Below are 23,877 nucleotides of genomic sequence, written 5' to 3' on the forward strand. Positions count from 1 at the left end.
GTGAAACAACCGGCCGGGGGTGACACCGCCTCCGGCCGGCGGCAGGACCCCGACGGCCCCGTCCACGATGTGGACGGGGCCCTCTGTTGCACCCCTGTTGTATCTATGCTGTGTGCATGGCATCCGCACCCCCCGCAGCCGACCGTGTCTACATGCACGTCAAGCAGGCCGTACTCGACCGGCGCTACGAGGGGGGCACCCTCCTCACCGAGGGCGAACTCGCCCTCGCCGTAGGGGTGTCGCGGACCCCGGTCCGCGAGGCGCTGCTCAAGCTGGAGATGGAAGGGCTGCTCAAGCTCTACCCGAAGAAGGGCGCCCTCGTCCTCGCCGTCTCCGCGCAGGAGATCGCCGACGTCGTCGAGACCCGACTGCTCGTCGAGGAGTTCGCCGTCCGGCGGGCCGTACCCGCGCCCGCCTCGCTGATCGCCCGCCTGGAGGAACTCCTGGAGGAGCAGAAGCTGCGGGCCGCGGCCGGAGACCTCGCGGAGGTCGCCGTCACCGACCGGTGCTTCCACGCCGAGATCGTCCAGCACGCCGGCAACCAGATCCTCTCCCGCCTCTACGACCAGCTCCGCGACCGCCAGCTGCGGATGGGCGTCGCCGTGATGCAGTCCCAGCCCGACCGCGTCGCCAAGAACATCACCGAGCACGCCGAGATCCTCGACCGCATCAAGGCCGGCGACACCGAGGGCGCCGCGCACTGCGTGCGCCAGCACCTCAGCTGGGTCAAGGTCCTGGTCCGGGGGGACCACCGATGAGCAACCGCAACGGATACGGCGCGGCCGTCACCCTCCCCGGCGACCCGCCCGGCGGCCGCCGGGCCGCCCTCGTCTGGGGCGTCGGCGTCGCCGTCTACTTCGTCGCCGTCATCTTCCGCACGTCCCTCGGAGTGGCCGGCCTCGACGCCGCCGACCGCTTCGACGTCAACGCCTCGGCGCTCTCCACCTTCTCCATCCTCCAGCTGCTCGTCTACGCGGGCATGCAGATACCCGTCGGCCTCATGGTCGACCGGCTCGGCACCAAGAAGGTCCTCGTCCTCGGCGTCGTCCTCTTCACCCTCGGCCAGCTGGGCTTCGCGCTCTCCCCCTCGTACGGCACCGCGCTCGCCTCCCGCGCCCTCCTCGGCTGCGGCGACGCCATGACCTTCATCAGCGTCCTGCGGCTCGGCAGCCGCTGGTTCCCGGCCCGCCGGGGCCCGCTCATCGGCCAGGTCGCCGCCCTCTTCGGCATGGCCGGCAACCTCGTCTCCACCGTCTTCATCGCCCGCGCCCTCAGCGGACTCGGCTGGACGGCCACCTTCGTCGGCAGCTCCCTCGCCGGCGTGCTCGTCCTCGTCCTGCTGCTGCTCTTCCTCAAGGACCACCCCGAGGGCCACGAGCCGCAGCCCGCCGAGCACGCGGGCGCCGCCTACGTGCGCCGTCAGATCGCCCAGTCCTGGCGGGAGCCCGGCACCCGGCTCGGGATGTGGGTGCACTTCACCACCCAGTTCCCCGCCATGGTGTTCCTGCTCCTCTGGGGGCTGCCGTTCCTGGTGGAGGCGCAGGGGCTGTCCCGGTCGACGGCCGGGACCCTGCTCACCCTGGTCGTCCTGTCGAACATGGTCGTCGGCCTCGCGTACGGGCAGATCATCGCCCGCCACCACGCGGCCCGCGCCCCGCTCGCCCTGGGCACGGTCGCCGCGACCGCCCTCCTGTGGGCGACCACCCTCGCCTACCCCGGCGAGCACGCCCCGATGTGGCTGCTCGTCACCCTCTGCCTGGTCCTCGGCGCCTGCGGGCCGGCCTCGATGATCGGCTTCGACTTCGCCCGCCCGGCGAACCCGCCGGAGCGCCAGGGCACCGCCTCCGGCATCGTCAACATGGGCGGTTTCGTGGCCTCGATGACGACGCTGCTGGCCGTGGGCGTGCTGCTCGACGCGACCGGCGACGACTACCGGATCGCGTTCTCGTCGGTCTTCGTCCTGGAGGCCCTGGGCGTCGTGCAGATCCTGCGTCTCAAGGCCCGTACCCACCGCAGGGAGCGGGAGCGGCTCGTCGCCAGCCGGGTGGAGGCCGTCCACGTCCCCGTCTAGGGGGACGGCCCGCGGTGTCGCCGCGTCAGGGAACCACCGGGGTGCCGCCGCGTCCGGACCATCCCCGAGTCGCCGCGTCCGGAACCACGCCTCGGTCGCCGCGTCCGCGGAACTACCGCGGCGTCACCGCGAAGTTGTCGAGGATCGCCTGCGTCAGCGCCTCGTCGCCCTCGGTCTTGATCCGGTCGGCCGCATCGGCCGCCCGGACCCGGCCGCAGGCCAGGCGGACGAACGTCTCCCAGTCCGTCGCGAGCGTCACCGCGGGCCCCAGCGAGGGCGCGCCGTCGATGGAGCCCCGGCCCTCCGCGTCGACCCGCACCGTCCGCAGGAACTCCAGCGGACCGCTGACGTCGACGACCACGGCCGAAGAGGCGGGTGCCCCCGCGTCCTTGGCGATGACCTTCGGCAGGGCCTCCAACAGCACGTCGCGCGTCACGTGCGCGCCCGCCGAGTCCAGGTTGCCCGGCCGGCCGAGCGCGGTCCGCAGGTCCTGCTCGTGCACCCACACGTCGAAGGCACGCATCCGGTAGGCCAGTTCCAGCGACTGCTCGGCGCCCAGCGGCGCGCGGATCAGGTGCTCGGGGGAGCGGTTCTCGTTGCGGAGCTGCCGGGCCCGGCGGATCAGGATGTACTCCAGCTCCGAGGTCATCTCGGGCGCGGTGTGGTGTCGCCGCACGTCGACCTGGACCTCCATGTAGCGCGCGAAGTCGCTGCGCACGTGGTAGAGATCGCGCGGCAGCGAGTGGATCGGGCGCGGGTCGCCGAGCATCTCGGTCTCCATGCCGATCACATGCGACACGATGTCCCGCACCGACCAGCCTGGGCACGGTGTGGGCCGGTTCCACTCGCCCTCCACGAGCGGCTGCACCAGCTCGGCTATCGCCTCGATGGAGTGGGTCCAGGCGTCGGCGTAGTTCTGGAGGCTGGGATGGACGGTCACGGGACCCCTCGGCGGTTCTTCGGTGCGCGGGCTGAAAACACGACTGGGTGGGAGGCTCGGACGCTAAGTTACGCTGCCCGAAGGCACCCCGGCAGTGCTTTCGTGTGACGATCGTAGGCCGGTGTTGACGGCTCGAATGCCAGGACGGTGGTAGTGTGCGCGCCTCGCTGATCCAGATCGCGGTAGACCCGGACGAACCGGTCGACGCCCGACGGGCCCGCGTGGCCCGTCTCGTACGGGAGGAGTCCGGCCGCGCCGACCTCGTCGTCCTGCCGGAACTCTGGCCCATGGGGGCCTTCGCGTACGAGTCCTTCGCCGCCGAGTCGGAGCCGCTGAACGGCCCCACCCACCGCGCGATGGCCGCGGCCGCGCGCGACGCCGGGGTGTGGCTGCACGCCGGGTCCTTCGTCGAGGCGGAGGGCGGCGCGCTGTACAACACCTCGCTGGTCCTCTCCCCCGACGGCGAGCTCGCCGCCTCCTACCGCAAGATCCACCGCTTCGGCTTCGACAAGGGCGAGGCGGTGCTGATGGCCGCGGGGGAGGACCTGGTCACCGTCGACCTCCCGCACTTCACCGTCGGCGTCGGCACCTGCTACGACCTGCGCTTCCCCGAGCTGTTCCGCGGGCTCGTCGACGCGGGCGCGCAGGCCTTCGTCGTCCCGGCCGGCTGGCCCGCCCGCCGCCGCGCCCACTGGAGCCTGCTCGCCCGGGCCCGCGCCGTCGAGAACCAGGCGTACGTCCTCGCCTGCGGTACGGCGGGCACGCACGCCGGCGTGGAGCAGGCCGGCCACTCGATCGTCGTCGACCCCTGGGGCGAGACCCTCGCCGAGGCCGGCCCGGACGAGGAGGTACTCCGGGCGGTCCTGGACCCGGCGAAGGTCACGGCGACCCGGGAGCAGTTCCCGGCCCTGAAGGACCGCGTCCTGGGAACGGCCCCGCCGAAGCGGGGCTGACCCGAGGACGACGGGGGCGTGGGGCGCGGGTGATCCGCCCCCCGCTCCGCTACGCCTGCTCGGGGGCCGGGCGGCGGGTGATCTCCGACTCGTCCGGCAGCAGGCCGGTCAGCTCCTGCCAGATCCGCTTCGACGCGACGCGGCGCAGCCGGAACGGGCTGCCGGCCGTCGCGCCGCCCTCCGCCATCGGCTCGGCGGGCAGCTCGCGCAGCCACTGGCCGTGCGGGCCGCAGTCCCACGCGGCGACCGCGCGGGCCGTCACGCCGGGCACCCCGTCCTGACGGCCCTGCCACGCCGCGGTCATCCGCCAGTTCGACCGCACCTCCACGATCAGCTGCGAGAGCCGCGTGGCGGTCACCTCCGCCGCGCCGGCCGCCCGCAGCGCCTCGACGACCAGGGACCGCTCGTCCGCGCCCGGCGTCGACGCCGCCTTCTCCAGGGCCTGCAGCCCGGCCTCCAGGACGCCGACGGTCGTCTCCACGACCTCGTCGGCCCCGTCCCGGCCCGCCGCGTCGGACTGGCGCAGCGCGATCAGGTCGGCCAGCGTCCACACCACGGTCCGCGGCTCGACGAGCCGGTACACGGCCTCCTCCTCGCCCGGCCAGGTCTCGTGGCACACGACGTGCTCGTCGCCGACGAGCAGCCCGTGGTGCAGGGTGCCCTGCCGGCCGCCCGCTTCGAGGGAGACGATCACGGACGGGTTGACGAGGGTCTGCATGAGGGGCAGCAGGAGCGCGGAGAGCTCCCCGGCCCCGTTGATGAGTCCGGCGTCCCGGAGCCGCGCCTCGGCGGGCGCCATGGACTCCGGGACCGGCTGACCGGTCGCCAGCTGCGCGAGGACGAAGACCTCGTCGTCGGCCAGCCGGAAACGGGATCGGGTCACGTCGAAGGAAGGCATGTGTCGCTCACTCGGGTAGGGCGGTCAGGTCAGGTACGACGGAGGGGGACCGGCGGCGGCTCAGTACGCCGCCTCGGTCCAGAAGTGGGTCACGCGGGAGATGCCCGCCTTCACCGCGCCGATCCGGGTCAGGGCCGCCCGGTCGACACCCGCGAAGATCAGCCCGAGGGCCAGGTCCCCGCCCTCGGCGCGCCCCTCGACCCGCACGGACAGCCGGCGGTTCTTGCCGCGCCCGGACTCGCGGACGGTGATCCGGACCCCCGGGTCCTCGTCGTCGGGCTCACGGGTGAGGACGTAGGCGTTCTTGTCGAGGGCCGCGAGCCGGTACCGGTCGCCCGCGTACTTCATGGTGAGGGCCCGCTGGTCGAGGGTGGCACCGAACCGGTTCCGCGACACGTACACCATCCGGTCGCCGACGCGCAGCGTGAACCGGTTCAGGGTCGGCAGCTTGAGCCCCTCGGCGTGCATCCCGCGGGCCTCGACCGAGGCCACCGGCAGCAGCCCGCCGCGCACCTCCGAGACGAGCGTCTCGGGGTTCGTACGGGGGAGGGGAGCCGTCAGCGTGATCTCGCCGAACTCCGGCGAGACACCCTTCCAGCCCGCGCTGTAGTGGTGCCGGTCCCCCTCCTTCCACGCGTGGAGCTCGAACGGGCTGACCTGGGTGTGCATGGACGCAATCCTCTTCGGTCGGGAAGATCTCGGCGATCTCGGCGATCTCGGGATTCAGGTGATCCCGGGATCCCGTGATCTCGGGATCCCGTGATCTCGGGTGTTCGCGGTCGGGTCAGTCGAAGGGGTTCAGCGCACTGCCCAGCTTCTTCGCCCCGCTCGCGATGCCGGAGCCCACGTCGGACGCCTTGTCGCCGATCCAGTCCCCGGCCTGCTCGATACCCTTCCCGATCGCCTCGTGGTTGTCCCAGATCAGCGCGGCGCCGTAGGCCACGCCGGTACCGACGGCGAGGCCGAGGGTGACCGGGTTCGGGGCGACGGTCAGCGCCGTCATCGACGCGCTGAACGCCGTCCCCGTCAGGTCCGAGGCGAACTTCGCCGGGTCCGCCTTGATCATGTCCGTGTTGTACGTGGTGAGGTTGGCGATGCCGTACGCGGTGGCCGCGACGCCGCCGACGACACCCGCGCCCCGCAGCACGCCGGCCGCCTTGGCGGCGTTGGCGAGACCGCCGTTCTGCGCGACCTTCAGGAGGTTCGCCTCGGCGGCGGTCGGCATGAAGAAGGCGCCGTTGCGCATGAACCCGCCGAGCATGGCGGCCTCGTCCGAGCCGGTCAGCGCGGTCGCGAGACCCGGCGGGATCTTGGTGAGCAGGCTGCCGGGCGCCGCGCCCGCCAGCCGCATGTTGAAGTGCTTGGACAGGAAGGTGCCGGGCGCGGTCGGGTGGACGAACGGCGGCCGGATCGCCTTGGACAGCTTGTACGAGTACAGGCCGGCCGCGGTCAGGGCACCGGCGAAGGCACCGGCCGTGATCGTGCCGTTGGTGAACTTGGCGACCAGGTCGGCCAGTTTCTCGTTGCCGGTGAGCTTGGCGATGCCGTCGCGCTGGAGCCGCTGGACGTAGTCGTCGAGCGTCTCGTTGTCCTTCATCTTGAGCCAGGCCAGGTTCATCCGGTCGTCCTTGGCCTTGTCGTCGGCCGCGGCGACCTTCCCGGCGTCACCGTTGAACCCGGTGCCGGCGGTGGCGTCGTTCTTGTTGCCCTGGCCGTCCTTGACCACGGCCTCCAGGTCCTTCTTCAGGTCCTGGTCGGCGACGTCGAAGGCCTTGACGCAGCCGTCGATGTGCTCGGTCCAGGCCGTCTCGGCCTCCCGCACGCTCTTCGCGCCGTCCGGGTCGTGGTGCAGGGCGCTCCGCTCGCTCGCCGAGAGCCGGTCGTAGTCGTAGGCCACCCGGCCCTGCTCGGACACCTTCATCCCGGCCTTGACGGCGTCGGCACGGGCGTTCTCCAGCTGCTTCTTCAGCTCGGTGAACTGCTCGTGGGCGTTGCGCAGCACCGTCGCGGTGGCCTTCGCCTGGGTCTGCGCGGCCTGGTACTCGTAGCGGGTGCCCGCGAAGTTCGTCTGCGCGGCGGTCGCGCTCTCGCCCAGCCAGGCCTGCGAGGTCGTCAGCGACTCGACGCTGTCGCGGTACCGCTCCTCGACCTTCTTCAGGTCGCCCGCCATCTCCGTCCACTTGTCGGCGGTGCTGGACAGCTTGCCCAGGTCGGTCGTCATGATCTCGGAGTACGTCAGCATGTACGTCCGCCCCCTCAGTACTGCTCGATGCGCGAGGTCGGCCGGACCCCCGCGAGCCGGGCACGGTTGTCGAGCTCCTGCTGGCTGAACGAGACCGCGGTGCTGCGCAGGGCGGTCTTCTCGGAGGCGAGGCGGGCGAGGAGGTTCTTCACCTGGCTGTCCCAGGTGGTCTCGACCGTCTTGAGGCCGGCCGCGGTCGCCCATCCCTCGAAGCCGCCGACGGCGGCGGTCGTGGCGGCGTCGGCCACCTTGGCCGCCTTCGCCGTGTCCGGCTCCAGCTCGTTCTCGATGGTGTTTGCCGCGGCCTTCTTCTTTGCTGGTGCGGTAGCGAGATTCGGCGGCCCGCCGGACGTGCCGCCGCCACCGCCGCCGCCGTCGAGCTGGTTCAACCGCGTGCCGACGGGGGCTTGTTCGGTCGTGCCGGACCGAATCCCGGCCCAGTCCTCGTCAAAACCCATGCCGCTGCGCCCCCATGGAAAAGAATGATCATAACTTTGCAGGTGCACCGTATGTTTCCGTGACGGCGCCCCGGATGCAAGGCTGGAGCGCTCCTCCCTGGTCAGCGCCCGGCCGTCACCGCGTGATCCCCCGCGGGGAGTCACCCGGCCCCGCACCCCGCGGCCCGGCCGGACCCGGCCCCGCCGCCGGCGCGTACTCCGCCCAGGCCGCCGCGAGACGCCGCACCGCCTCCGACAGCACCGGGGGCGGCAGCAGGAAGTGCAACCGCAGATGCCGCACACTCCCCCCGAGGGCGTCGGCGGTGGCACCCGGCAGGACGGCCACCCCGTGCCGGAGGGCGACCTGCGCGAACGAGACCCCGTCCCCGTGCGGCAGCCGCACCCACACCGTCTGACCGCCGACCGCCGGCGGACACGACCAGGACGGCAGCCACCGGGCCAGCTCCGCCCGCAGGAACGCGTGCCCCGCCCGCAGATCGCGCAGCCGGGCCGCCCGCACGGACCCGAACCCGGCCAGCAGCCGCGCCGCGACCAGCTGCGACGCCACGTCACAGCCCAGATCGTGCACCGCCTTCAACCGGGCGAGACGCGCGATCAGCGGCGCCGGACCGCGCACCCAGCCGATCCGCAGCCCGCCCCACACCACCTTGCTCAGCGAACCGACCGAGACCACCTCGCCGTACGCGCACAGCGGCGGCGGATCCCCCGCCGTCCCGAACCCCAGATCGCCCAGCACCTCGTCGTCGACGAGCGGCACCCCCCACGCGTTCGCCGCCTCCACGAGCCGACGCCCCGCGAGCGGCGGAAGCTCCGCACCCGTCGGATTCTGGAACCGGGCCACCACATAGGCCAGCGCCGGGCGCCGCGCCTCCAGCACCCCCACCGCCCCCGCCACGTCGAGACCGTCCGGCCCCACCGCCACCGGCAGCGGCACCGCACCGGCCTCCCGGAACAGGTCCAGCGCCCCCGGATACGTCGGCGCCTCCAGCAGCACCCCGTCCCCCGGCGCCAGCAGCAGCCGCACCAGCAGCGCCAGCCCCTGCTGCGCACCCGTCGTCACCAGCACCTGCCCCGGATCCGTCGGCACCCCACGCTCCGCGTACCGCCCGGCCACCGCCTCCCGCAGCACCCCGAGTCCGGCCGGGTGGTACCCCAGGTCCCCACCCGGCAGCACCAGCGAGCGGTACGCCTCCGCCAGCTCCGGCGGCGGCTCCACGGGAGCGGCACAGCTCAGCAGGATCACGTCGTCCGGCGCCTCCAGGAGGTGCAGGAACAACGGGTTGGACGTCTCCACCACCCGCGGCTCCTCCGGCGCGAGCGCCGCCCGCGCGACCCGGGTGCCGCTGCCCTGCCGCCGCACGAGCCGCCCCTCCTGACGCAGGGTGTCGTACGCCGCGACCACCGTCGTACGGCCCACGGCCAGCGCCTTCGCCAGCCGCCGGTCCGGCGGCAGGAGGGCCCCCGGCGGCAGCGCGCCCTCGTCGACCAGCCGACGCAGCCGGGCCGCGAGCAGCAGGTACAGGGGCCCGCGGCCGGCGGACCAGCGGCCGAGCCGGGAGACGAGGTCGTCGGTGGCCGGAGGCGGAGCGAGGTGCTTCATGGCCGGACCAATCTGCCGGGATTGGACCTGGGAAGGCAAACGGCCCGTCCACAGACTGAGTCCATGACCGACACCGCCTCCCACCCCACCGCCCCGGCGCCCCCGGCCGCCGCCACGTCCCTGCCCCGGCCCGCCACGGCGCCGCTCCCGCCCACCACCCCCGCACCCTCCCCCGCCCCCGCTGCGCCCCGCACCCGTACCCCCCGGGCCGAGACCCTCGCCGTCCACCCCCCGCACGTCGAGATCACCGGCAGCCGGCCGCTCGGCGTCCCCCTCCACCAGGGCCACGTCTTCGCCTTCGACTCCGCCGAAGCCCTCGCCACCGCCTTCACCTCCGGGGACGCCTTCCTCTACAGCCGCCTCGGCAACCCCACCGTCCGCACCCTGGAGGACGCCGTCGCCCGCCTCGAAGGCGGCATCGCCGGCCAGGCCTTCGCCTCCGGCATGGGCGCCGTGAACGGCGTCCTCCTCGGCCTGCTCGCCGCCGGCGACCACGTCATCGCCCAGACCTGCCTGTACGGCGGCACCTACGCCGTCCTCACCGACCTCGCCACCCGCTGGGGCGTCGACGTCACCTACGTCTCCGGCACCGACCCCGAGGAGGTGCGGGCCGCCCTGCGCCCCCGGACACGGCTGCTCTACCTGGAGACCATCGCCAACCCCACCACCCGGGTCTCCGACGTCCCCGCGCTCGCCGCCGTCGCCGCCGAGGCGGGCGTCCCGGTCGCCGTCGACAACACCTTCGCCTCACCGCTGCTCTTCCGGCCCCTCGACCACGGCGCCGACATCGTCGTCCACTCCGCGACCAAGTACCTGTCCGGACACGCGGACGTCCTCGGCGGCGTCGCCGTCTTCAAGGACGACGCCCTCTACCGCCGGGTCCGCCGCCACGCCGTCGAACAGGGCGCGTCCACCGACCCGTTCGCCGCCTGGCTCACCCTGCGCGGCATGCAGACCCTGTCCCTGCGCATGGAACGCCAGTGCGCGAGCGCCGCCGACCTGGCGGCCCGGCTCGCCGCGCACCCGGCGGTGGCGACGGTGCGCCACCCCGCCCTCGCGGACCACCCGGACCGGGCGATCGCCGCCCGGCTGCTGCCCGCGGGCGGCGGCGGGGTGATCTCCCTCGACCTGGCGGGCGGCCGGGAGGCGGGCCGCACCCTGGTCGAAGCGGTCCGCCTCGCCTCCCTGAGCGTCTCCCTCGGCGACGTGAAGACCCTGGTGATGCACCCGGCGTCCACCTCCCACCACCAGCTCGACGAGGCGGCCCTGACGGCGGCCGGCATCGGCCCCGGCACGGTCAGGATCTCCGTCGGCATCGAGCACGTGGAGGACCTGTGGGCGGACCTGGAACAGGCCCTCACCCGGACGGCCTGACCGGCAGCCCCACCCGAACGCCCGACCCGCCCCTAGTCCTCCCGCTCCCGCTCGGCCATCCGGATCACGCACACCGCGACGGCCACCAGCAGCGCCGCGTCCGAGTCCTCCCGGACCACGTTCACCGCGTACGTCTCGCGGACGTGGAACCACTGCCGGGAGATGTGGGCCAGGAGCTCCCCCTCGTACTCCACGGCGAACTCCCGGTCCAGGATCCGCCCGCTGACGTCGAGTTCGGTGCCCTCGACGAGCGTCACCCGGTAGTGGTTGCGCAGCAGCGACAGACGCTTGCGCCGCACGGTCGCGAGCGGCCGCTCGTCCCGCTCGATCGTCATGGTGTCCCGCAGACTGAACATCTTCTGCCGCAGGGTGATCAGGACCTGCCCGTCGGGGTCCTTCAACTCCAGCGTGTCGCGCAGCCGCAGCGCCTTCCCGTCGACGAGAAAGGCATGGCGCCCCTGCTCGTCCTCGATCCAGTAGTCGTCACCGATCGCGAAGATCTTGTCCCGTACGAGATATTTCACGCCGCTATGCCTGCCCGTACCTACGGCGCTTCTCACCCCGGATGGCAAGCTTGAAGGATGAACGATGCTGCCCCGGCGCCCACCCCCGCGCCCGAGCCCCGCCGCCGTGCCCGTGTCCGTGCCCCCGAGCTGCTCGGCAAGGGCGGCTGGCTGAACACCGGCGGGGACGATCTCACCCTCTCCGACCTGCGAGGAAAGATCGTTCTTCTCGATTTCTGGACGTTCTGTTGCGTGAACTGTCTGCACGTGCTCGACGAGCTGCGTGATCTGGAGGAGAAGCACCGCGACACGCTCGTCATCGTCGGCGTGCACTCGCCGAAGTTCGTGCACGAGGCCGAGCACCAGGCCGTGGTCGACGCCGTCGAGCGGTACGAGGTGCACCACCCCGTCCTCGACGACCCGGAGCTCGCGACCTGGAAGCAGTACGCCGTGCGGGCCTGGCCGACGCTGGTCGTGATCGATCCCGAGGGGTACGTCGTCGCCCAGCACGCGGGCGAGGGGCACGCCAACGCCATCCGGACCCTCGTCGAGGAGCTGGAGGCCGAGCACGAGGCCAAGGGGACCCTGCGGCGCGGGGACGGTCCGTACGTGGCGCCCGAGCCCGTCGCCACCGATCTGCGCTTCCCCGGCAAGGCGGTCCTGCTGCCCTCCGGGAACTTCCTGGTCTCCGACACCACCCGGCATCAGCTCGTCGAGCTGGCCGCCGACGGCGAGACCGTCGTGCGGCGGATCGGCGAGGGCGTCTTCCGGGAGCCGCAGGGGCTCGCGCAGCTGCCCGACGGGTCGATCGTCGTCGCGGACACCGTCCACCACGCCCTGCGCCGCTACGACCCGGCGACCGGCGTGATCGAGCGGATCGCGGGCACCGGGAAGCAGTGGTGGCAGGGCTCCCCCACCTCCGGGCCCGCCCTCGACGTCGACCTGTCCTCGCCGTGGGACGTCGCCTGGTGGCGGGGCAAGGTGTGGATCGCCATGGCCGGCGTCCACCAGCTGTGGACCTACGACCCGGCCACCGGGACCGTCGAGGTCGCCGCCGGCACCACCAACGAGGGCCTCGTCGACGGGCCCGCCGCCGAGGCCTGGTTCGCCCAGCCCTCGGGGCTCTCCGCCACCGAGGACCGGCTGTGGATCGCCGACTCCGAGACCAGCGCCCTGCGCTGGATCGACCCCGACGGCGTGGTCCACACCGCCGTCGGCACCGGGCTCTTCGACTTCGGCCACCGCGACGGCGACGCCGGCCAGGCGCTGCTCCAGCACCCGCTGGGCGTGACCGCCCTCCCGGACGGCTCGGTCGCCGTCTCGGACACGTACAACCACGCCCTGCGCCGCTACGACCCCGCGTCCGGCGAGGTGACGACGCTCGCCACCGACCTGCGCGAGCCCAGCGACGCGGTCCTCGTCGACGGTGACATCGTGGTCGTCGAGTCGGCCCGGCACCGGCTGACCCGGCTGCGTCTGCCCGAGGAGGCCGTCCAGGTCGAGGCCGTCGCCCACCGCACGCGGCGCGAGGCCACCGAGGTCGCTCCGGGCCGTCTCCGTCTGGACGTGGTCTTCCAGGCCCCGAACGGCCAGAAGCTGGACGAGCGCTACGGCCCCTCGACCCGGCTGCTGGTCTCCTCGACCCCGCCGGAGCTGCTCCTCGCGGGCGGCGGGACGGGTACGGACCTCTTCCGGGAGCTCGACCTGAACCCCGAACTGACCGAGGGCGTCCTGCACGTCTCGGCGATGGCCGCGTCCTGCGACGACGATCCCGAGAACGAGTACCCGGCCTGCCACGTCCACCAGCAGGACTGGGGCGTGCCGGTGAAGGTCACGGAGGCGGGCGTGTCCCGGCTGCCGCTGATCCTCGCGGGCATGGACGCGTAGTCAGCGGACGATCCCCTGGTTCCTGGACGGGCGCCCCGCGGCCCCGTCCAGGCATCCCGCCACCCAGGCGGCGGGGTCGTGGACGGCCCGGTCGCCGCCCATGCCCTGCCGCTGCATGAGTGCGCACTCCCCGGCGAGCAGCGCCTTGGTGCGCGAGCCGTCGACGTCGTAGCCGCGGATGCGGGAGGCGAGGATGAAGCCGCCCTCGTAGGCGATGTCCGTGCCCCACGGGGGCCGGTCGTCGTACGTGTGGATCAGCAGGCCGGCCGCCGCCGTGGCGAGCACGACGGCGGTGCCGACTCCTGCGGCGAACCGGCCCCGGGAGGGTCCTTCATGGCGATGCATGGGGACGAGGCTGCCGTCCGGGGCCTTTCGCGGATGTTTCGCCGGGGCTCCGGCACGGGCCCCGGCCGGGGGTTCAGCCCTCCAGGAAGGCGACGAGGGCGTTGGCCAGCAGGTAGGGGTCCTCGGCGCCGCACAGTTCGCGGGCGCTGTGCATGGAGAGGATCGCCACGCCGATGTCGACGGTCTGGATGCCGTGCCGGGCGGCGGTGATCGGGCCGATCGTGGTGCCGCAGGGCATGTCGTTGTTGGAGACGAACGACTGCCACGGCACGCCCGCCTTCTCGCAGGCGGCGGCGAAGACCGCCCGGCCGCTGCCGTCGGTGGCGTACCGCTGGTTGACGTTCACCTTGAGGATCGGGCCGCCGTTGACGCGCGGGTGGTGCGTGGGGTCGTGGCGCTCGGCGTAGTTCGGATGGACGGCGTGGCCGGTGTCGGAGGACAGGCAGACGGTGCCGGCGAAAGCCCGGGCGCGGTCCTCGTAGGAGCCGCCGCGGGCGTACACGGAGCGCTCCAGGACGTTGCCCAGGAGGGGGCCCTGGGCGCCGGTGTCGGCCTCGGAGCCGTTCTCCTCGTGGTCGAAGGCGGCGAGGACCGGGATGTAGGGGAGGTCGTCGCGGCCGGCGAGGGAGGCGAGGGCGGCGACGGCGGCGTGCACGGACAGCAGGTTGTCCATGCGCGGTCCGGCGAGGAGTTCGCGGTCGCGGCCCAGGTAGGCGGGTGCGTCGACGGCGTGGACCATGAGGTCCCAGCCGCTCACGTCCTCGGCGTCGAGTCCGGCCTCGGCGGCGAGGAAGGAGATCAGGTCGCCCTCGTGGACGTCGCCGATGCCCCAGATGGGCTGCATGTGGCGCTGGCGCTCCAGCTTGAGGCCGTCGTTGACGCCGCGGTCGAGGTGGATGGCGAGCTGCGGGACGCGCAGCAGGGGCCGGTCGACGTTGACGAGGTGGTGGCTGCCGTCGCGGAGGGTGAGGCGTCCGGCGAGGCCGAGGTCGCGGTCGAGCCAGGTGTTGAGCAGGGTGCCGCCGTAGACCTCGACGGCGACCTGGCGCCAGCCGTGCGCGCCCATGTCGGGCTGCGGCTTGACGCGGAGGTTGGGGGAGTCGGTGTGGGCGCCGACGATCCGGTACGGGGTGTGGGCGGAGGCGCCCTCCGGCACGTACCAGGCGATGATCGCGCCGCCGCGGATGACGTACTTGCCGCCGCTCGTCGCGTCCCAGGCCGCGGTCTCCTCGACGCGTCGGAACCCGGCCTTCTCCAGCCGCTCGGCGGCGCTCGCGACCGCGTGGTACGGCGAGGGCGAGGCCGTCAGGAAGGCCATCAGGTCGTCGGTGTGTCCGCGGTCGAAGGGGCCTGCGGTCGGACGGGAGGCTGCGCTGCTCATGGGTTCCACCTTACGCAGAGCACGGAATACGAATACGGGACCCCGCAAAGCGTTCGCGCGGGGCCTCGGGGGGAGGAGATCCTTCGGTATGGAATTCCTCTGCTACCACCGCGACCGGAGCGGTTCCCGGGCGCTGCGCGACGAGTTGCTGGAGGCCCACTGGGCCTATATGGACGGGTTCGCCGCGGGGATGATCGCGCGGGGGCCGACGTTCGGCGAGGACGGTGAGACGGTGACGGGCAGTGTCCACGTGCTGGACCTTCCCGATGTCGCGGCGGCCCGGGCGTTCGCCTTCGACGAGCCGAACCACCGGGCGGGGGTCTACCGGGACGTGCTGCTGCGGCGGTGGCGCAACGTCCTGGGGCGGACCATGTGGGACTTTCCCGGGGGCCGGGCCGGCGGGGACCGGTTCCTGGTGCTCGGTCTGGGGTCGGCGACGCCGGTGGAGCGGGCGGTGGACGTGGGTGTCCCGGCGGGCTGGGAGGAGCGGGGCGATCTGATCGCGTACGGGCCGCTGCTGTCGGACGACGGTGCGGTGTGGCTGGGTACGGCGGCGCTGGTGCGGGCGGCGGGTCCGGGGGCGGCGCGTGCGGTGCTGGCGTCTCCGGGGCGGTACGCGGACATCGAGGTGCACGACTGGCAGTTCGGCGGCCGTCCCTCGTAGGGCGTGTCCGGGAGATGCGGGAGATGCGGGGGGTGTCCGGCGGTGTCCGGCGGTGTCCGGCGGTGTCCGGGGGAGGAGGGCCGGGCCCGCCCCCCCCGGGTCCGGGCCCTGGCCTTCCTCCCCCGGAACCGGGCACGGCCCGCCCCCCTCCCCGGGGACGGGCCGTGCCGGTGTGGACGAGAGCGCCCGGGGGCGCCTTCGACGCGTTCCTAGAACGCGGCCTCGTCCAGGTCCATCAGCGAGCCGTCGACGGCCTCGGCGAGGGCGCGCTCGGCGCTCACGCCCGGCAGGACGTTGGCGGCGAAGAACTTCGCGGCCGCGATCTTGCCCTGGTAGAAGGAGACGTCCTTGCCGGTGGCGCCGGCGGCCAGCTTCTCGGCGGCGACGGCCGCGCCGCGCAGCAGCAGGTAGCCGACGACGACGTCGCCGGAGGCCAGCAGCAGGCGGGTGGTGTTGAGGCCGACCTTGTAGATGTTCTTGACGTCCTCGCCGGTGGCGGTGAGGTCGGTGATCATCGTGCCGACGATGCTCTCCAGGTCGACGGCGGCCTTGGCCAGCGCGTCGCGGGCGCCGGCCAGCTCCTCGCCGCCGGTGCCGACCGCGAGGAACTTCTTGATCTCCTCGGACAGCGCGTTCAGGGAGGCGCCCTGGTCGCGGACGATCTTGCGGAAGAAGAAGTCCTGGCCCTGGATGGCCGTGGTGCCCTCGTAGAGGGTGTCGATCTTGGCGTCCCGGATGTACTGCTCGATCGGGTACTCCTGCAGGAAGCCGGAGCCGCCGAAGGTCTGGAGCGACTGCGCGAGCTGCTCGTAGCCCTTCTCGGAGCCGTAGCCCTTGACGATCGGGAGCAGCAGGTCGTTCAGGCCGTGGAGGGACTTGGCGTCCTCGCCGGCCGCTTCCTTGATCGCGATCTCGTCCTGCACGGAGGCCGTGTAGAGGACGAGGGAGCGCATGCCTTCGGCGTACGCCTTCTGGGTCATGAGCGAGCGGCGGACGTCGGGGTGGTGGGTGATGGTGACCTTGGGCGCGGCCTTGTCCATGAAGTTCGCCAGGTCGGTGCCCTGGACGCGCTCCTTGGCGTACTCCAGGGCGTTGAGGTAGCCCGTGGAGAGGGTGGAGATCGCCTTCGTGCCGACCATCATGCGGGCGAACTCGATGATGAGGAACATCTGGCGGATGCCGTCGTGCTTGTCGCCGATCAGCCAGCCCTTGGCGGGGTGCTGGTCGCCGAAGGTCATCTCGCACGTGTTGGAGGCCTTGAGGCCCATCTTGTGCTCGACGTTGGTGGCGTAGACGCCGTTGCGCTCGCCCAGCTCGCCGGTCTCCCAGTCGAACTCATACTTCGGGACGAGGAAGAGGGAGAGGCCCTTGGTGCCGGGGCCGGCGCCCTCGGGGCGGGCGAGGACGTAGTGGAGGATGTTCTCCTCCATGTCGTGCTCACCGGAGGTGATGAAGCGCTTCACGCCCTCGATGTGCCAGGAGCCGTCCTCCTGCTGGGTGGCCTTGGTGCGGCCGGCGCCGACGTCCGAGCCCGCGTCGGGCTCGGTGAGGACCATGGTGGAGCCCCAGCGCTTCTCGACGGCGATCTGCGCGACCTTCTTCTGCGCCTCGTTGCCCTCGTTGTAGAGGATGCCGGCGAACGCCGGGCCGGAGGAGTACATCCAGATGGCCGGGTTCGAGCCGAGCAGCAGCTCCGCGTACGCCCAGATCAGGGAGCGCGGGGAGACGGTGCCGCCGATCTCCTCGGGGATGCCCAGGCGCCAGTACTCGGACTCCATGAAGGCGTTGTACGACTTCTTGAAGGTGGCCGGCACCGGGGCGGTGTTGGTCTCCGGGTCGAAGACCGGGGGGTTGCGGTCGGCGTCGGTGAACGACTCCGCGAGCTCGTTCTCGGCGAGGCGGCGGATCTCGTCGAGGATGCTCTTGGCGGTCTCGACGTCCATCTCCTCGAACGGCCCGGAGCCGTACACCTTGTCGCGGCCGAGGACCTCGAAGAGGTTGAACTCGATGTCGCGGAGATTCGACTTGTAGTGCCCCATGGCGACGGCTCCGTAAAGGCTCGGGGAGGAGGATGTCGGGTACGCGTGCGTGGCCGTGCTCGTACTACCGGTGAGTAGCCCACGCTTCCCTACGATGATGCTACCCACCGGTAATAAGAGCAACCCCTATCCGGCCATCTGTGACACGAGCCGCAGAAAAAGGGCCCGGGGCATGTGCCCCGGGCCCCTCGCGCACCCGACGGGCGCGCGCGGCGGCGACGCTCAGTACAGGCCCTTCAGGTCCGTCCCCTCCGGGGCCCGGAAGCAGCCGGAGACCACGGAGACGGCGATCAGGTTCTTCTTCTCGGGGTCCGTGCTGCCGACCCACAGCTCGGCGTTCACGGCGAAGTGCTCCTTCCCGGACTCCGCCGTGAGCTCCAGACTCTGGGCCTTGCTGCTGTTCGGCCCGTACGAGACGACCTTCCAGCCCTTGGCGGGCAGCGCCTTGTGGAGCCGTTCGAAGCCCTGCCTCAGCTCTTCTTCCGTGGCGTCGTACACCGACCAGGGGTGCCGGATCATGAAGAGGTGCTCGGGGTCCTCCTTGCAGGTGGAGGCGCCCGCACCGCCCGGCGTGGTCTTCGCGCCCGGCAGCCCGATCATGTCGAAGACCTGGCTGGAGACCTCCTTGGTGCGCGTCCGCGCCTTCTCGACCTCAAGGGTCGTCGGGGTGTAGCCGAGGTCGTCGGCACCGTCGGCGTCGTTCATGGAGCATCCCGTCGCGAGGGTGGTCAGGCAGAGGAGGGCGGCGAGCGCCGTCCCGCGCACTCTGCTGGGGTGGTTTCCGGTCTTCATCAGTCCTCGTTCACCTCGTCGTACCGTCCGGTCACGACCTTCGCCTGGTTCTTGAGGCTCTCGGACTCGCGGGTCCAGTAGTCGCTGTGACCGCTCGTGTCCACGTCCATGCGGTGCGCCCCGAACAGCTCGTCCGACGGCACGGTCTGCACGTATCCGGCGTTGAACGGAATCCCGTTCCAGGTCTCGACGCCCCACGTGTAGCCGCCGAGACCGGCGATCTTGCCGCCCGCCGGGACGACGTCGCTCGTCGCCGCCTCGGACCACACGTGGTCCTTGCCGACGTCGAGGTCCTCCGCCCTGCCGGTGAGCATGCCGGGGCTGCCGACCGCGACGATGTCGTCGGCGGCCAGGTCGCCCTTGTTGGAGGCGTCGCCGACGACCGTCGAGCCGTAGCTGTGGCCGACGATCGTCGTGTGGCTCTCGTCGGGGCCGCCCTGCACGGTTTCCAGACCGTCCATGAACCGGAGCAGCTTGGGGGAGCCCTCGTACGCGAAGTCCTTCTGCATGGCATCGGGGGCGAGCGACTGCGGGGCGTCGTAGCCGAACCAGGTGATCGTCGAGACGTTCTGCCCCGGTGCCATGGCCTGCGACTGGTACCAGAGGTCCGTCATCCGGGAGATGTCGCCGTCGAAGTCCTTCAGGTTCGTCGTCGTGCCCGGCACGTAGACGGCGGTGTGGTCGGCGGTGTCGGGGTTGCCGTTCGCGATGATCGCCCGGCCGATCCCGTCCGCGTCGTAGCCGAGGAGGTACGCCTCCGGCAGCCCCTCCCGGCCGGTGGCGTCGAACCGGGCCTGGATCGAGTCGCTCCCGGCGAGCTGCTCCTTCAGCCGCTCCTGGTCCTTCTGCCACTGCCGGTACTCGGGGCTGACGACCGCGGCGGGGTAACTGCCGTTGGGGTTCGGGATGTACTGGTTCGGCGCGGGCTTGGCCAGGTCGGTCAGGATCTGCGCCCTGGTCTCGGCGAAGACCGTCCGGTTGGCGTCGTCGCGGACCGAGGACGGGATGCCGTCCAGGGCGCCGACGGACGCCGGGTAGAGCGTGGCGTACTCGTCGCGCTGCTCCTGGGTGAGCCCGTTCCACCAGTCGGCGTTCTCCTTGGGGGACTTGCCGTGCGGGATCCGGTCGTCGTCGGCGTACTTCCCGGCGGCCTGCTGGAGGGCCTTGGTGTCGGCGGCGGCGTCGACGAGGTCCGCGGAGCTGACGTCCAGGCCGGGGCCGGCCTTGAGCCTGCGCAGGGCGGCGGCGTACCGGCCGTCGATCTCGGCCGCCTCGCGGACGGCGTCGCCGATGCGCTGGGCGATGTCCTCGGCCTTGCCCTTGTTGGCGTCGGCGCTGCCGACCCCCTCGCCCTTGCCGGGTGCGAGCGGGACGGGGGCGCCGTGTTCGGCGGTGTTGCTGCCGGGGGCGAGGACGAAGGAGTCCGTCGGGTACTCCACCGAGCCGTCGGGCTTCACCGTGAACTTCAGGTTCTCGGCGTCCTCCAGGGCCTGCTTCAACTTCTTCTGGGGTGACGCGAGTTCGCTGGCGAGACCGTTGAGTGCGGTACGGATCAGACCGCACTCGGTGTGCAGGTACTGGTAGTTGCGCGAGAGCTGCTGGACGTCGCCGCCCGCCTTGGTGGCCGTCTCGCCCTTCTGCGTCTCGTGGATCTTCGCGAACATGCCGTTGTCGACCCGGTCCTTGTCCGCGTTCGAGCGGGAGCTGATCTTGCCCCAGCCGTCGGCGGCGTCCGTGTACTCGTCGAGCTTCGCGTCGCGCAGCTGCTGCCAGGTGGGCACGGGCCTCAGCCTTCCTCGCGCCTGGGCGCGGGCGCTTCGGCGGCGATCTTCCGCCGGGTCGTGTCCTCGCGCTCGCCGAAGTCGCGGCCGGCGCTCTTCAGGGCGCCCTCCAGCCGGCCGCACTCGTCGCGCACGGCGGTGAGGCGGGTCTTCCAGGTGCCGAGGATCTCGGTGAGGGCGCCGGAGGAGTCGAAGCCGGCGGTCCCGCCGCCGACGCCCTCGTTCGCCGTGTCGAGGTCGGTGAGCGAGGTGGTGGTGGAGGTGCGCAGCTCGCCGGCGGTGTTCCCGGCCTGGTGCCAGGGCCCCTCGTCGGCCTTGAGGTTCGCGTCGCCGCCGCCGGAGTCGGGAGCGGGCACGCCCGCGAGGGTCATCGTCGCGGACTGTCCGGGCGGTGCGGTCCCGCCGAACAGGTCTTCCCAAGCGGCGTTCAGCGCCATGTTCCACCCCCGTGGTGCCCGACATTGCTGCCGCGAACCTAGCAAGAGGAGGCGGTGTGCGCGAAAAGGCGTACGAGCGGGGGCGGGGAACCGTACGCGGGGTGGAGGAGGCGTGTGCGCGCGGTGGAGGTGAGGCCCGGGCGGGGCGGGGCCGGGAGTCGCCCCTGTGCCGTGCTGCGCCCGGTCCCGGGTCGATAGGCTGGCCCCCATGTACGGCTACGAGCAGAATCCGGGTGCCCAGCAGCAGTACGCCCCGCCGCAGCAGGGCGGGATGCAGGCCGGCATGCAGGGCGGGATGCCGGGGGGCATGCAGGGCGGGTACGGGCAGCAGCCCCCGCTCTACCCGGAGCCCTCGCCGCCCTCCCTCGCCGACGCGGTCCGCGCCTTCACGACCGGCACGCTCGCGCCCGAGGACTTCCAGCAGATCTTCGCGACCTCCAAGGTCTACTGCCCGCGCGGCGACAACCCCGGCTTCCTGGCCCTGCACAACACCCAGCAGCCGGTCATCCCGATGTTCACCTCGCTCAAGGAACTGCGGCGGTACGCGGGCAAGGAGTCGAAGTACTTCGTGATCACCGGTGCCGAGGTGATCGACCTGCTGCCGACCGGGTACGGCTTCGTCCTCGACATGGAGGGCGACCACCGCATGGTCTTCGACGCGAAGGCCGTGGAGCAGATGGTCGACTTCGCGATGCGCCGGATGTACGGCTGACGCACGCTGGAGACGAGACGTGGGAGAGCGCCCGGGAGGAATTCCTCCCGGGCGTTCCGCGTTCCGGGTGGCAAGAAGTTCATCGTTCAACTAAAGTGGACGCACAAGGTCGCAGAAGGCCGCTCTAGGAGGTCCGTCATGCCCGCAGTGACTGTCGAGAACCCGCTCACCCTGCCGCGCGTGGCAGCACGGGCCGACGCCGCCCCCCGCCCGGTCCTGGCCGTGACCACGGCCCCCTCGGGCTTCGAGGGCGAGGGCTTCCCGGTCCGCCGCGCCTTCGCCGGGATCAACTACCAGTACCTCGACCCGTTCATCATGATGGACCAGATGGGGGAGGTGGAGTACGCGCCCGGCGAGCCCAAGGGCACGCCCTGGCACCCCCACCGCGGCTTCGAGACCGTCACCTACATCATCGACGGGACCTTCGACCACCAGGACTCCCAGGGCGGCGGCGGCACCATCACCAACGGCGACACCCAGTGGATGACGGCCGGCTCCGGCCTCCTCCACATCGAGGCGCCGCCGGAGTCCCTCGTCGTCAGCGGCGGCCTCTTCCACGGCCTCCAGCTGTGGGTGAACCTCCCCGCCGCCGACAAGATGATGGCCCCCCGCTACCAGGACATCCGCGGCGGCCAGGTCCAGCTGCTCACCTCCCCCGACGGCGGCGCGCTGCTCCGCGTCATCGCGGGCGAGCTCGACGGCCACGAGGGGCCGGGCATCACCCACACCCCGATCACGATGATCCACGCGACCCTGCGCCCCGGCGCCGAGATCACCCTGCCGTGGCGCGAGGACTTCAACGGCCTCGCGTACGTCATGGCCGGACGCGGCAGCGTGGGCGAGGACCGGCGCCCGGTCCACACGGGCCAGACCGCCGTCTTCGGCAAGGGCGGCTCGCTGACCGTCCGCGCCGACGAGAAGCAGGACGGGAACACCCCGGACCTGGAGGTCGTCCTCCTCGGCGGACAGCCGATCCGTGAGCCGATGGCCCACTACGGCCCGTTCGTCATGAACACCCAGGCCGAACTCCGCCAGGCCTTCGAGGACTTCCAGGCGGGCCGACTCGGCACGATCCCGGCGGTGCACGGGATGGGCGAGTAGCTCCCCCGCGAGCGGGGGTCGGGAGCGGGAGCGGGAGCGGTACGACGCGCGTGGGGCCGGACGGGATGTCCGGCCCCACGCGGGCGTGTGGCGGGGTCCGGCCCCACGCGCGGGCGTGTGGCGGGGTCCGGCCCCACGCGCGGGCGTGGCGTCGGGGGGCCTGCCCACGCGCGGGCGTGGCGTCGGGGGGCCGGCCCCACACGCGGCCGTGGCGTCGGGGGGCCGGCCCACGCGTGGGCGTGCCTCCGCGGTACGGGGGCGACGGGGGGTGGCTCCGCGGTGGGCGTGCGTCCGCGTGGCTCGGCGGTGCGCGTACACCGTGGCTTCGGGCGCCTCACCCGTACGCGCGCTCCACCCGTACGCGCCTCACCCGCACGCGCTCCACCCGTGAACGCGCCCCACCCGGACTCGGCCCCGCCGCACCGAGCGTCCCCGGGCGGGGGGCGGACGCTGACGCCCCGTCACCCGTACGGTCGGTCCGCGCGCGACGACACGCCGGGGAGCGTGGTCCGGTGGTCGGGTGCAGACGTCGTCCCCGCTCCTTCCCGAACCCGCGCGCCGGGTCGCCGCCTGGTGCGTCGTCCTGCTCCTCGCCGCCGGGGTCGCCGCCGTCGGCGTCTGGCTGTGCGTCGTCTTCGAGACGGTCGTGACGCCCGTCCTGCTCGCCATCCTCGGCACCGCGCTGCTCGGGCCCCTCTACCGGCGGCTGCTCCGGATGAAGGTCCGGAAGTCGTTCGCCGCCGGGCTCACCGTCGTCGCCGTCCTCGCGGTCGTCGGCGGGGCCACGTACATCGTCGTCGCCGCCCTCATCGAGACCGGCGACCAGATCGTCGCCTCGCTCCGGCAGGCCGCCGCCGACATCGCCGAGCACCTCGGCCCGGCCGGAACCTCCCTCGACGACCTCGCCAGGAACGCCGAGGGGCTGCTGAAGCAGTTCGGCGGAACGGCCGCGTCGGGCGTGCTCACGGGCCTCAGCGTCGTCGGCGGGATGCTCGCCACCGCCGCCCTGTCCCTGGTGCTGATCTTCTTCTTCCTGCGCGACTCGGACCGCGCCGCCGGCGCCCTGCGCGCCCTCGCCCCCCGCGCCACCGGCGACCTCGTGGAGGCCATGGCGCGCCGCGCCTTCGAGGCCGTCGAGGGGTTCATGCGCGGCACGACCTTCGTCGCCCTGGTCGACGCGGTCCTCATCGGCCTCGGTCTCGTCGTCCTCGACGTGCCCGGCGCGGTGGGGCTCGCCGCGCTCGTCTTCGTCACCGCCTACATCCCGTACCTCGGCGCGTTCCTCTCCGGCGCGATCGCCGTCCTCGTCGCGCTCGCCGACCGCGGCTTCGCGATCGCGCTGTGGGTGCTCGGCATCGTCCTCGCCGTCCAGATGATCGAGGGCTATCTGCTCCAGCCGATGGTGCAGAGCCGGACCGTGCAGATGCACCCGGCCGCGGTGATGCTGGCGATCACGGCCGGGGCATCCGTCGCGGGCATCCTCGGCATGCTCCTCGCCGTACCCCTGACGGCCGCGGCGACCGGGATCCTCGGCGAGCTCCGGACGCGGTACGGGGCTTCCCGCGAGTCCCCCGAGCCTCCGGGGGCGCTGCCGAGTCCGCCGGCGCCCTGACGGGGCCGCGGCGGGACGGGCCCGCCCGCGCACGATCCGCCGGCGGGACGGGCCCGCGAGCGGAAGATCCGATTCCCCGTACAACCG

At 72.5% G+C, this 23,877-nt stretch carries 22 protein-coding genes; 9 read left to right on the forward strand and 13 right to left on the reverse strand.

The features are described 5' to 3' along the window. The first annotated feature begins 116 nt into the window (after positions 1 to 116). Both ACY0MR_RS18975 and ACY0MR_RS18980 read left to right on the forward strand, forming a co-directional pair. Complete coding sequence (locus ACY0MR_RS18975) at positions 117 to 758, forward strand: GntR family transcriptional regulator (protein ID WP_361848803.1); 642 nt, start codon at positions 117 to 119, stop codon at positions 756 to 758. Continuing rightward, entirely contained in the window at positions 755 to 2,071 is a 1,317-nt protein-coding gene (locus ACY0MR_RS18980; protein WP_361848800.1) for an MFS transporter, read from the forward strand. Before ACY0MR_RS18975 ends, ACY0MR_RS18980 begins: the two co-directional genes overlap by 4 nt. Before the next feature lie 112 nt (positions 2,072 to 2,183). Here ACY0MR_RS18980 and ACY0MR_RS18985 read toward each other — a convergent pair whose 3' ends face one another. Further along, positions 2,184 to 3,011 carry a maleylpyruvate isomerase family mycothiol-dependent enzyme gene (locus tag ACY0MR_RS18985; protein WP_388801963.1) on the reverse strand — a complete coding sequence of 276 codons (828 nt, stop codon included), beginning with the start codon at positions 3,009 to 3,011 and terminating at the stop codon, positions 2,184 to 2,186. Between the two features lie 155 nt (positions 3,012 to 3,166). On the opposite strand from ACY0MR_RS18985, the gene ACY0MR_RS18990 reads away from it, so the two are divergent. Next, positions 3,167 to 3,964, forward strand: coding sequence for a carbon-nitrogen family hydrolase (locus tag ACY0MR_RS18990; RefSeq protein ID WP_392867904.1), 798 nt, complete (start codon positions 3,167 to 3,169; stop codon positions 3,962 to 3,964). A gap of 49 nt (positions 3,965 to 4,013) precedes the next feature. On the opposite strand, the gene ACY0MR_RS18995 is transcribed toward ACY0MR_RS18990, so the two are convergent. From ACY0MR_RS18995 to ACY0MR_RS19015, 5 genes are all read right to left on the reverse strand, one after another. Then, positions 4,014 to 4,862, reverse strand: a complete 849-nt coding sequence (locus tag ACY0MR_RS18995; RefSeq protein ID WP_361848791.1) for a histidine kinase — start codon at positions 4,860 to 4,862, stop codon at positions 4,014 to 4,016. A gap of 60 nt (positions 4,863 to 4,922) precedes the next feature. Then, positions 4,923 to 5,531, reverse strand: coding sequence for a hypothetical protein (locus ACY0MR_RS19000; RefSeq protein WP_361848788.1), 609 nt, complete (start codon positions 5,529 to 5,531; stop codon positions 4,923 to 4,925). Positions 5,532 to 5,646: 115 nt separating this feature from the next. Further along, entirely contained in the window at positions 5,647 to 7,104 is a 1,458-nt protein-coding gene (locus ACY0MR_RS19005) for a hypothetical protein (RefSeq protein ID WP_392206780.1), read from the reverse strand. Positions 7,105 to 7,118: 14 nt separating this feature from the next. Then, positions 7,119 to 7,562, reverse strand: a complete 444-nt coding sequence (locus tag ACY0MR_RS19010) for a hypothetical protein (RefSeq protein ID WP_361848782.1) — start codon at positions 7,560 to 7,562, stop codon at positions 7,119 to 7,121. A gap of 115 nt (positions 7,563 to 7,677) precedes the next feature. After that, positions 7,678 to 9,162, reverse strand: a complete 1,485-nt coding sequence (locus ACY0MR_RS19015; RefSeq protein WP_473554258.1) for an aminotransferase-like domain-containing protein — start codon at positions 9,160 to 9,162, stop codon at positions 7,678 to 7,680. Between the two features lie 63 nt (positions 9,163 to 9,225). Here ACY0MR_RS19015 and ACY0MR_RS19020 point away from each other — a divergent pair, with 63 nt between their 5' ends. Then, complete coding sequence (locus tag ACY0MR_RS19020; RefSeq protein ID WP_473554260.1) at positions 9,226 to 10,536, forward strand: trans-sulfuration enzyme family protein; 1,311 nt, start codon at positions 9,226 to 9,228, stop codon at positions 10,534 to 10,536. A gap of 32 nt (positions 10,537 to 10,568) precedes the next feature. On the opposite strand, the gene ACY0MR_RS19025 is transcribed toward ACY0MR_RS19020, so the two are convergent. Continuing rightward, complete coding sequence (locus ACY0MR_RS19025; RefSeq protein ID WP_361848773.1) at positions 10,569 to 11,060, reverse strand: LURP-one-related/scramblase family protein; 492 nt, start codon at positions 11,058 to 11,060, stop codon at positions 10,569 to 10,571. Positions 11,061 to 11,117: 57 nt separating this feature from the next. Here ACY0MR_RS19025 and ACY0MR_RS19030 point away from each other — a divergent pair, with 57 nt between their 5' ends. Continuing rightward, entirely contained in the window at positions 11,118 to 12,926 is a 1,809-nt protein-coding gene (locus ACY0MR_RS19030; protein ID WP_392867914.1) for an NHL domain-containing thioredoxin family protein, read from the forward strand. On the opposite strand, the gene ACY0MR_RS19035 is transcribed toward ACY0MR_RS19030, so the two are convergent. Further along, on the reverse strand, positions 12,927 to 13,271 hold the full coding sequence (locus ACY0MR_RS19035; protein WP_388801941.1) for a hypothetical protein: 345 nt from the start codon (positions 13,269 to 13,271) through the stop codon (positions 12,927 to 12,929). A gap of 73 nt (positions 13,272 to 13,344) precedes the next feature. Next, positions 13,345 to 14,652: a M18 family aminopeptidase gene (locus ACY0MR_RS19040; RefSeq protein WP_403315185.1), complete on the reverse strand. Its 1,308-nt coding sequence runs from the start codon at positions 14,650 to 14,652 to the stop codon at positions 13,345 to 13,347. An 88-nt stretch (positions 14,653 to 14,740) separates the two neighbouring features. Here ACY0MR_RS19040 and ACY0MR_RS19045 point away from each other — a divergent pair, with 88 nt between their 5' ends. Beyond that, complete coding sequence (locus ACY0MR_RS19045) at positions 14,741 to 15,316, forward strand: YciI family protein (protein WP_388801935.1); 576 nt, start codon at positions 14,741 to 14,743, stop codon at positions 15,314 to 15,316. Between the two features lie 209 nt (positions 15,317 to 15,525). Here ACY0MR_RS19045 and ACY0MR_RS19050 read toward each other — a convergent pair whose 3' ends face one another. From ACY0MR_RS19050 to ACY0MR_RS19065, 4 genes are all read right to left on the reverse strand, one after another. After that, the gene (locus ACY0MR_RS19050) at positions 15,526 to 17,355 is read right to left on the reverse strand and encodes an acyl-CoA dehydrogenase (protein WP_388801933.1); all 1,830 of its coding nucleotides are present in this window, start codon (positions 17,353 to 17,355) and stop codon (positions 15,526 to 15,528) included. Between the two features lie 222 nt (positions 17,356 to 17,577). After that, on the reverse strand, positions 17,578 to 18,147 hold the full coding sequence (locus ACY0MR_RS19055; RefSeq protein ID WP_473554264.1) for a hypothetical protein: 570 nt from the start codon (positions 18,145 to 18,147) through the stop codon (positions 17,578 to 17,580). Then, complete coding sequence (locus ACY0MR_RS19060) at positions 18,147 to 19,928, reverse strand: alpha/beta hydrolase (protein WP_403315181.1); 1,782 nt, start codon at positions 19,926 to 19,928, stop codon at positions 18,147 to 18,149. Before ACY0MR_RS19060 ends, ACY0MR_RS19055 begins: the two co-directional genes overlap by 1 nt. Positions 19,929 to 19,933: 5 nt before the next feature. Then, positions 19,934 to 20,365, reverse strand: coding sequence for a hypothetical protein (locus tag ACY0MR_RS19065; RefSeq protein WP_392867924.1), 432 nt, complete (start codon positions 20,363 to 20,365; stop codon positions 19,934 to 19,936). A 208-nt stretch (positions 20,366 to 20,573) separates the two neighbouring features. Here ACY0MR_RS19065 and ACY0MR_RS19070 point away from each other — a divergent pair, with 208 nt between their 5' ends. The 3 genes from ACY0MR_RS19070 to ACY0MR_RS19080 all read left to right on the forward strand — a co-directional run bounded on the left by ACY0MR_RS19070 (position 20,574) and on the right by ACY0MR_RS19080 (position 23,790). Then, positions 20,574 to 21,077 (forward strand): SseB family protein, encoded by a 504-nt coding sequence (locus tag ACY0MR_RS19070; RefSeq protein ID WP_361861887.1) that lies wholly within the window; start codon positions 20,574 to 20,576, stop codon positions 21,075 to 21,077. Positions 21,078 to 21,215: 138 nt separating this feature from the next. Then, positions 21,216 to 22,178 (forward strand): pirin family protein, encoded by a 963-nt coding sequence (locus tag ACY0MR_RS19075; protein WP_361861884.1) that lies wholly within the window; start codon positions 21,216 to 21,218, stop codon positions 22,176 to 22,178. Positions 22,179 to 22,698: 520 nt separating this feature from the next. Beyond that, the gene (locus ACY0MR_RS19080; RefSeq protein ID WP_473554268.1) at positions 22,699 to 23,790 is read left to right on the forward strand and encodes an AI-2E family transporter; all 1,092 of its coding nucleotides are present in this window, start codon (positions 22,699 to 22,701) and stop codon (positions 23,788 to 23,790) included. Positions 23,791 to 23,877: the final 87 nt, after the last annotated feature.

The organism is Streptomyces sp. JN8 (genome assembly GCF_055808075.1).

Excerpts from the sequence above, each read along its gene's own strand:
- ACY0MR_RS18995 (WP_361848791.1), bottom strand. The coding sequence starts at position 4,862 with ATGCCTTCCTTCGACGTGACCCGATCCCGTTTCCGGCTGGCCGACGAC.
- ACY0MR_RS19015 (WP_473554258.1), bottom strand. The coding sequence starts at position 9,162 with ATGAAGCACCTCGCTCCGCCTCCGGCCACCGACGACCTCGTCTCCCGG.
- ACY0MR_RS19045 (WP_388801935.1), top strand. The coding sequence starts at position 14,741 with ATGGAATTCCTCTGCTACCACCGCGACCGGAGCGGTTCCCGGGCGCTG.
- ACY0MR_RS19070 (WP_361861887.1), top strand. The coding sequence starts at position 20,574 with ATGTACGGCTACGAGCAGAATCCGGGTGCCCAGCAGCAGTACGCCCCG.
- ACY0MR_RS19055 (WP_473554264.1), bottom strand. The coding sequence starts at position 18,147 with ATGAAGACCGGAAACCACCCCAGCAGAGTGCGCGGGACGGCGCTCGCC.
- ACY0MR_RS19075 (WP_361861884.1), top strand. The coding sequence starts at position 21,216 with ATGCCCGCAGTGACTGTCGAGAACCCGCTCACCCTGCCGCGCGTGGCA.
- ACY0MR_RS19050 (WP_388801933.1), bottom strand. The coding sequence starts at position 17,355 with ATGGGGCACTACAAGTCGAATCTCCGCGACATCGAGTTCAACCTCTTC.
- ACY0MR_RS19010 (WP_361848782.1), bottom strand. The coding sequence starts at position 7,562 with ATGGGTTTTGACGAGGACTGGGCCGGGATTCGGTCCGGCACGACCGAA.
- ACY0MR_RS19035 (WP_388801941.1), bottom strand. The coding sequence starts at position 13,271 with ATGCATCGCCATGAAGGACCCTCCCGGGGCCGGTTCGCCGCAGGAGTC.
- ACY0MR_RS19020 (WP_473554260.1), top strand. The coding sequence starts at position 9,226 with ATGACCGACACCGCCTCCCACCCCACCGCCCCGGCGCCCCCGGCCGCC.
- ACY0MR_RS19030 (WP_392867914.1), top strand. The coding sequence starts at position 11,118 with ATGAACGATGCTGCCCCGGCGCCCACCCCCGCGCCCGAGCCCCGCCGC.
- ACY0MR_RS18980 (WP_361848800.1), top strand. The coding sequence starts at position 755 with ATGAGCAACCGCAACGGATACGGCGCGGCCGTCACCCTCCCCGGCGAC.
- ACY0MR_RS19000 (WP_361848788.1), bottom strand. The coding sequence starts at position 5,531 with ATGCACACCCAGGTCAGCCCGTTCGAGCTCCACGCGTGGAAGGAGGGG.
- ACY0MR_RS19005 (WP_392206780.1), bottom strand. The coding sequence starts at position 7,104 with ATGCTGACGTACTCCGAGATCATGACGACCGACCTGGGCAAGCTGTCC.
- ACY0MR_RS18975 (WP_361848803.1), top strand. The coding sequence starts at position 117 with ATGGCATCCGCACCCCCCGCAGCCGACCGTGTCTACATGCACGTCAAG.
- ACY0MR_RS19040 (WP_403315185.1), bottom strand. The coding sequence starts at position 14,652 with ATGAGCAGCGCAGCCTCCCGTCCGACCGCAGGCCCCTTCGACCGCGGA.
- ACY0MR_RS19065 (WP_392867924.1), bottom strand. The coding sequence starts at position 20,365 with ATGGCGCTGAACGCCGCTTGGGAAGACCTGTTCGGCGGGACCGCACCG.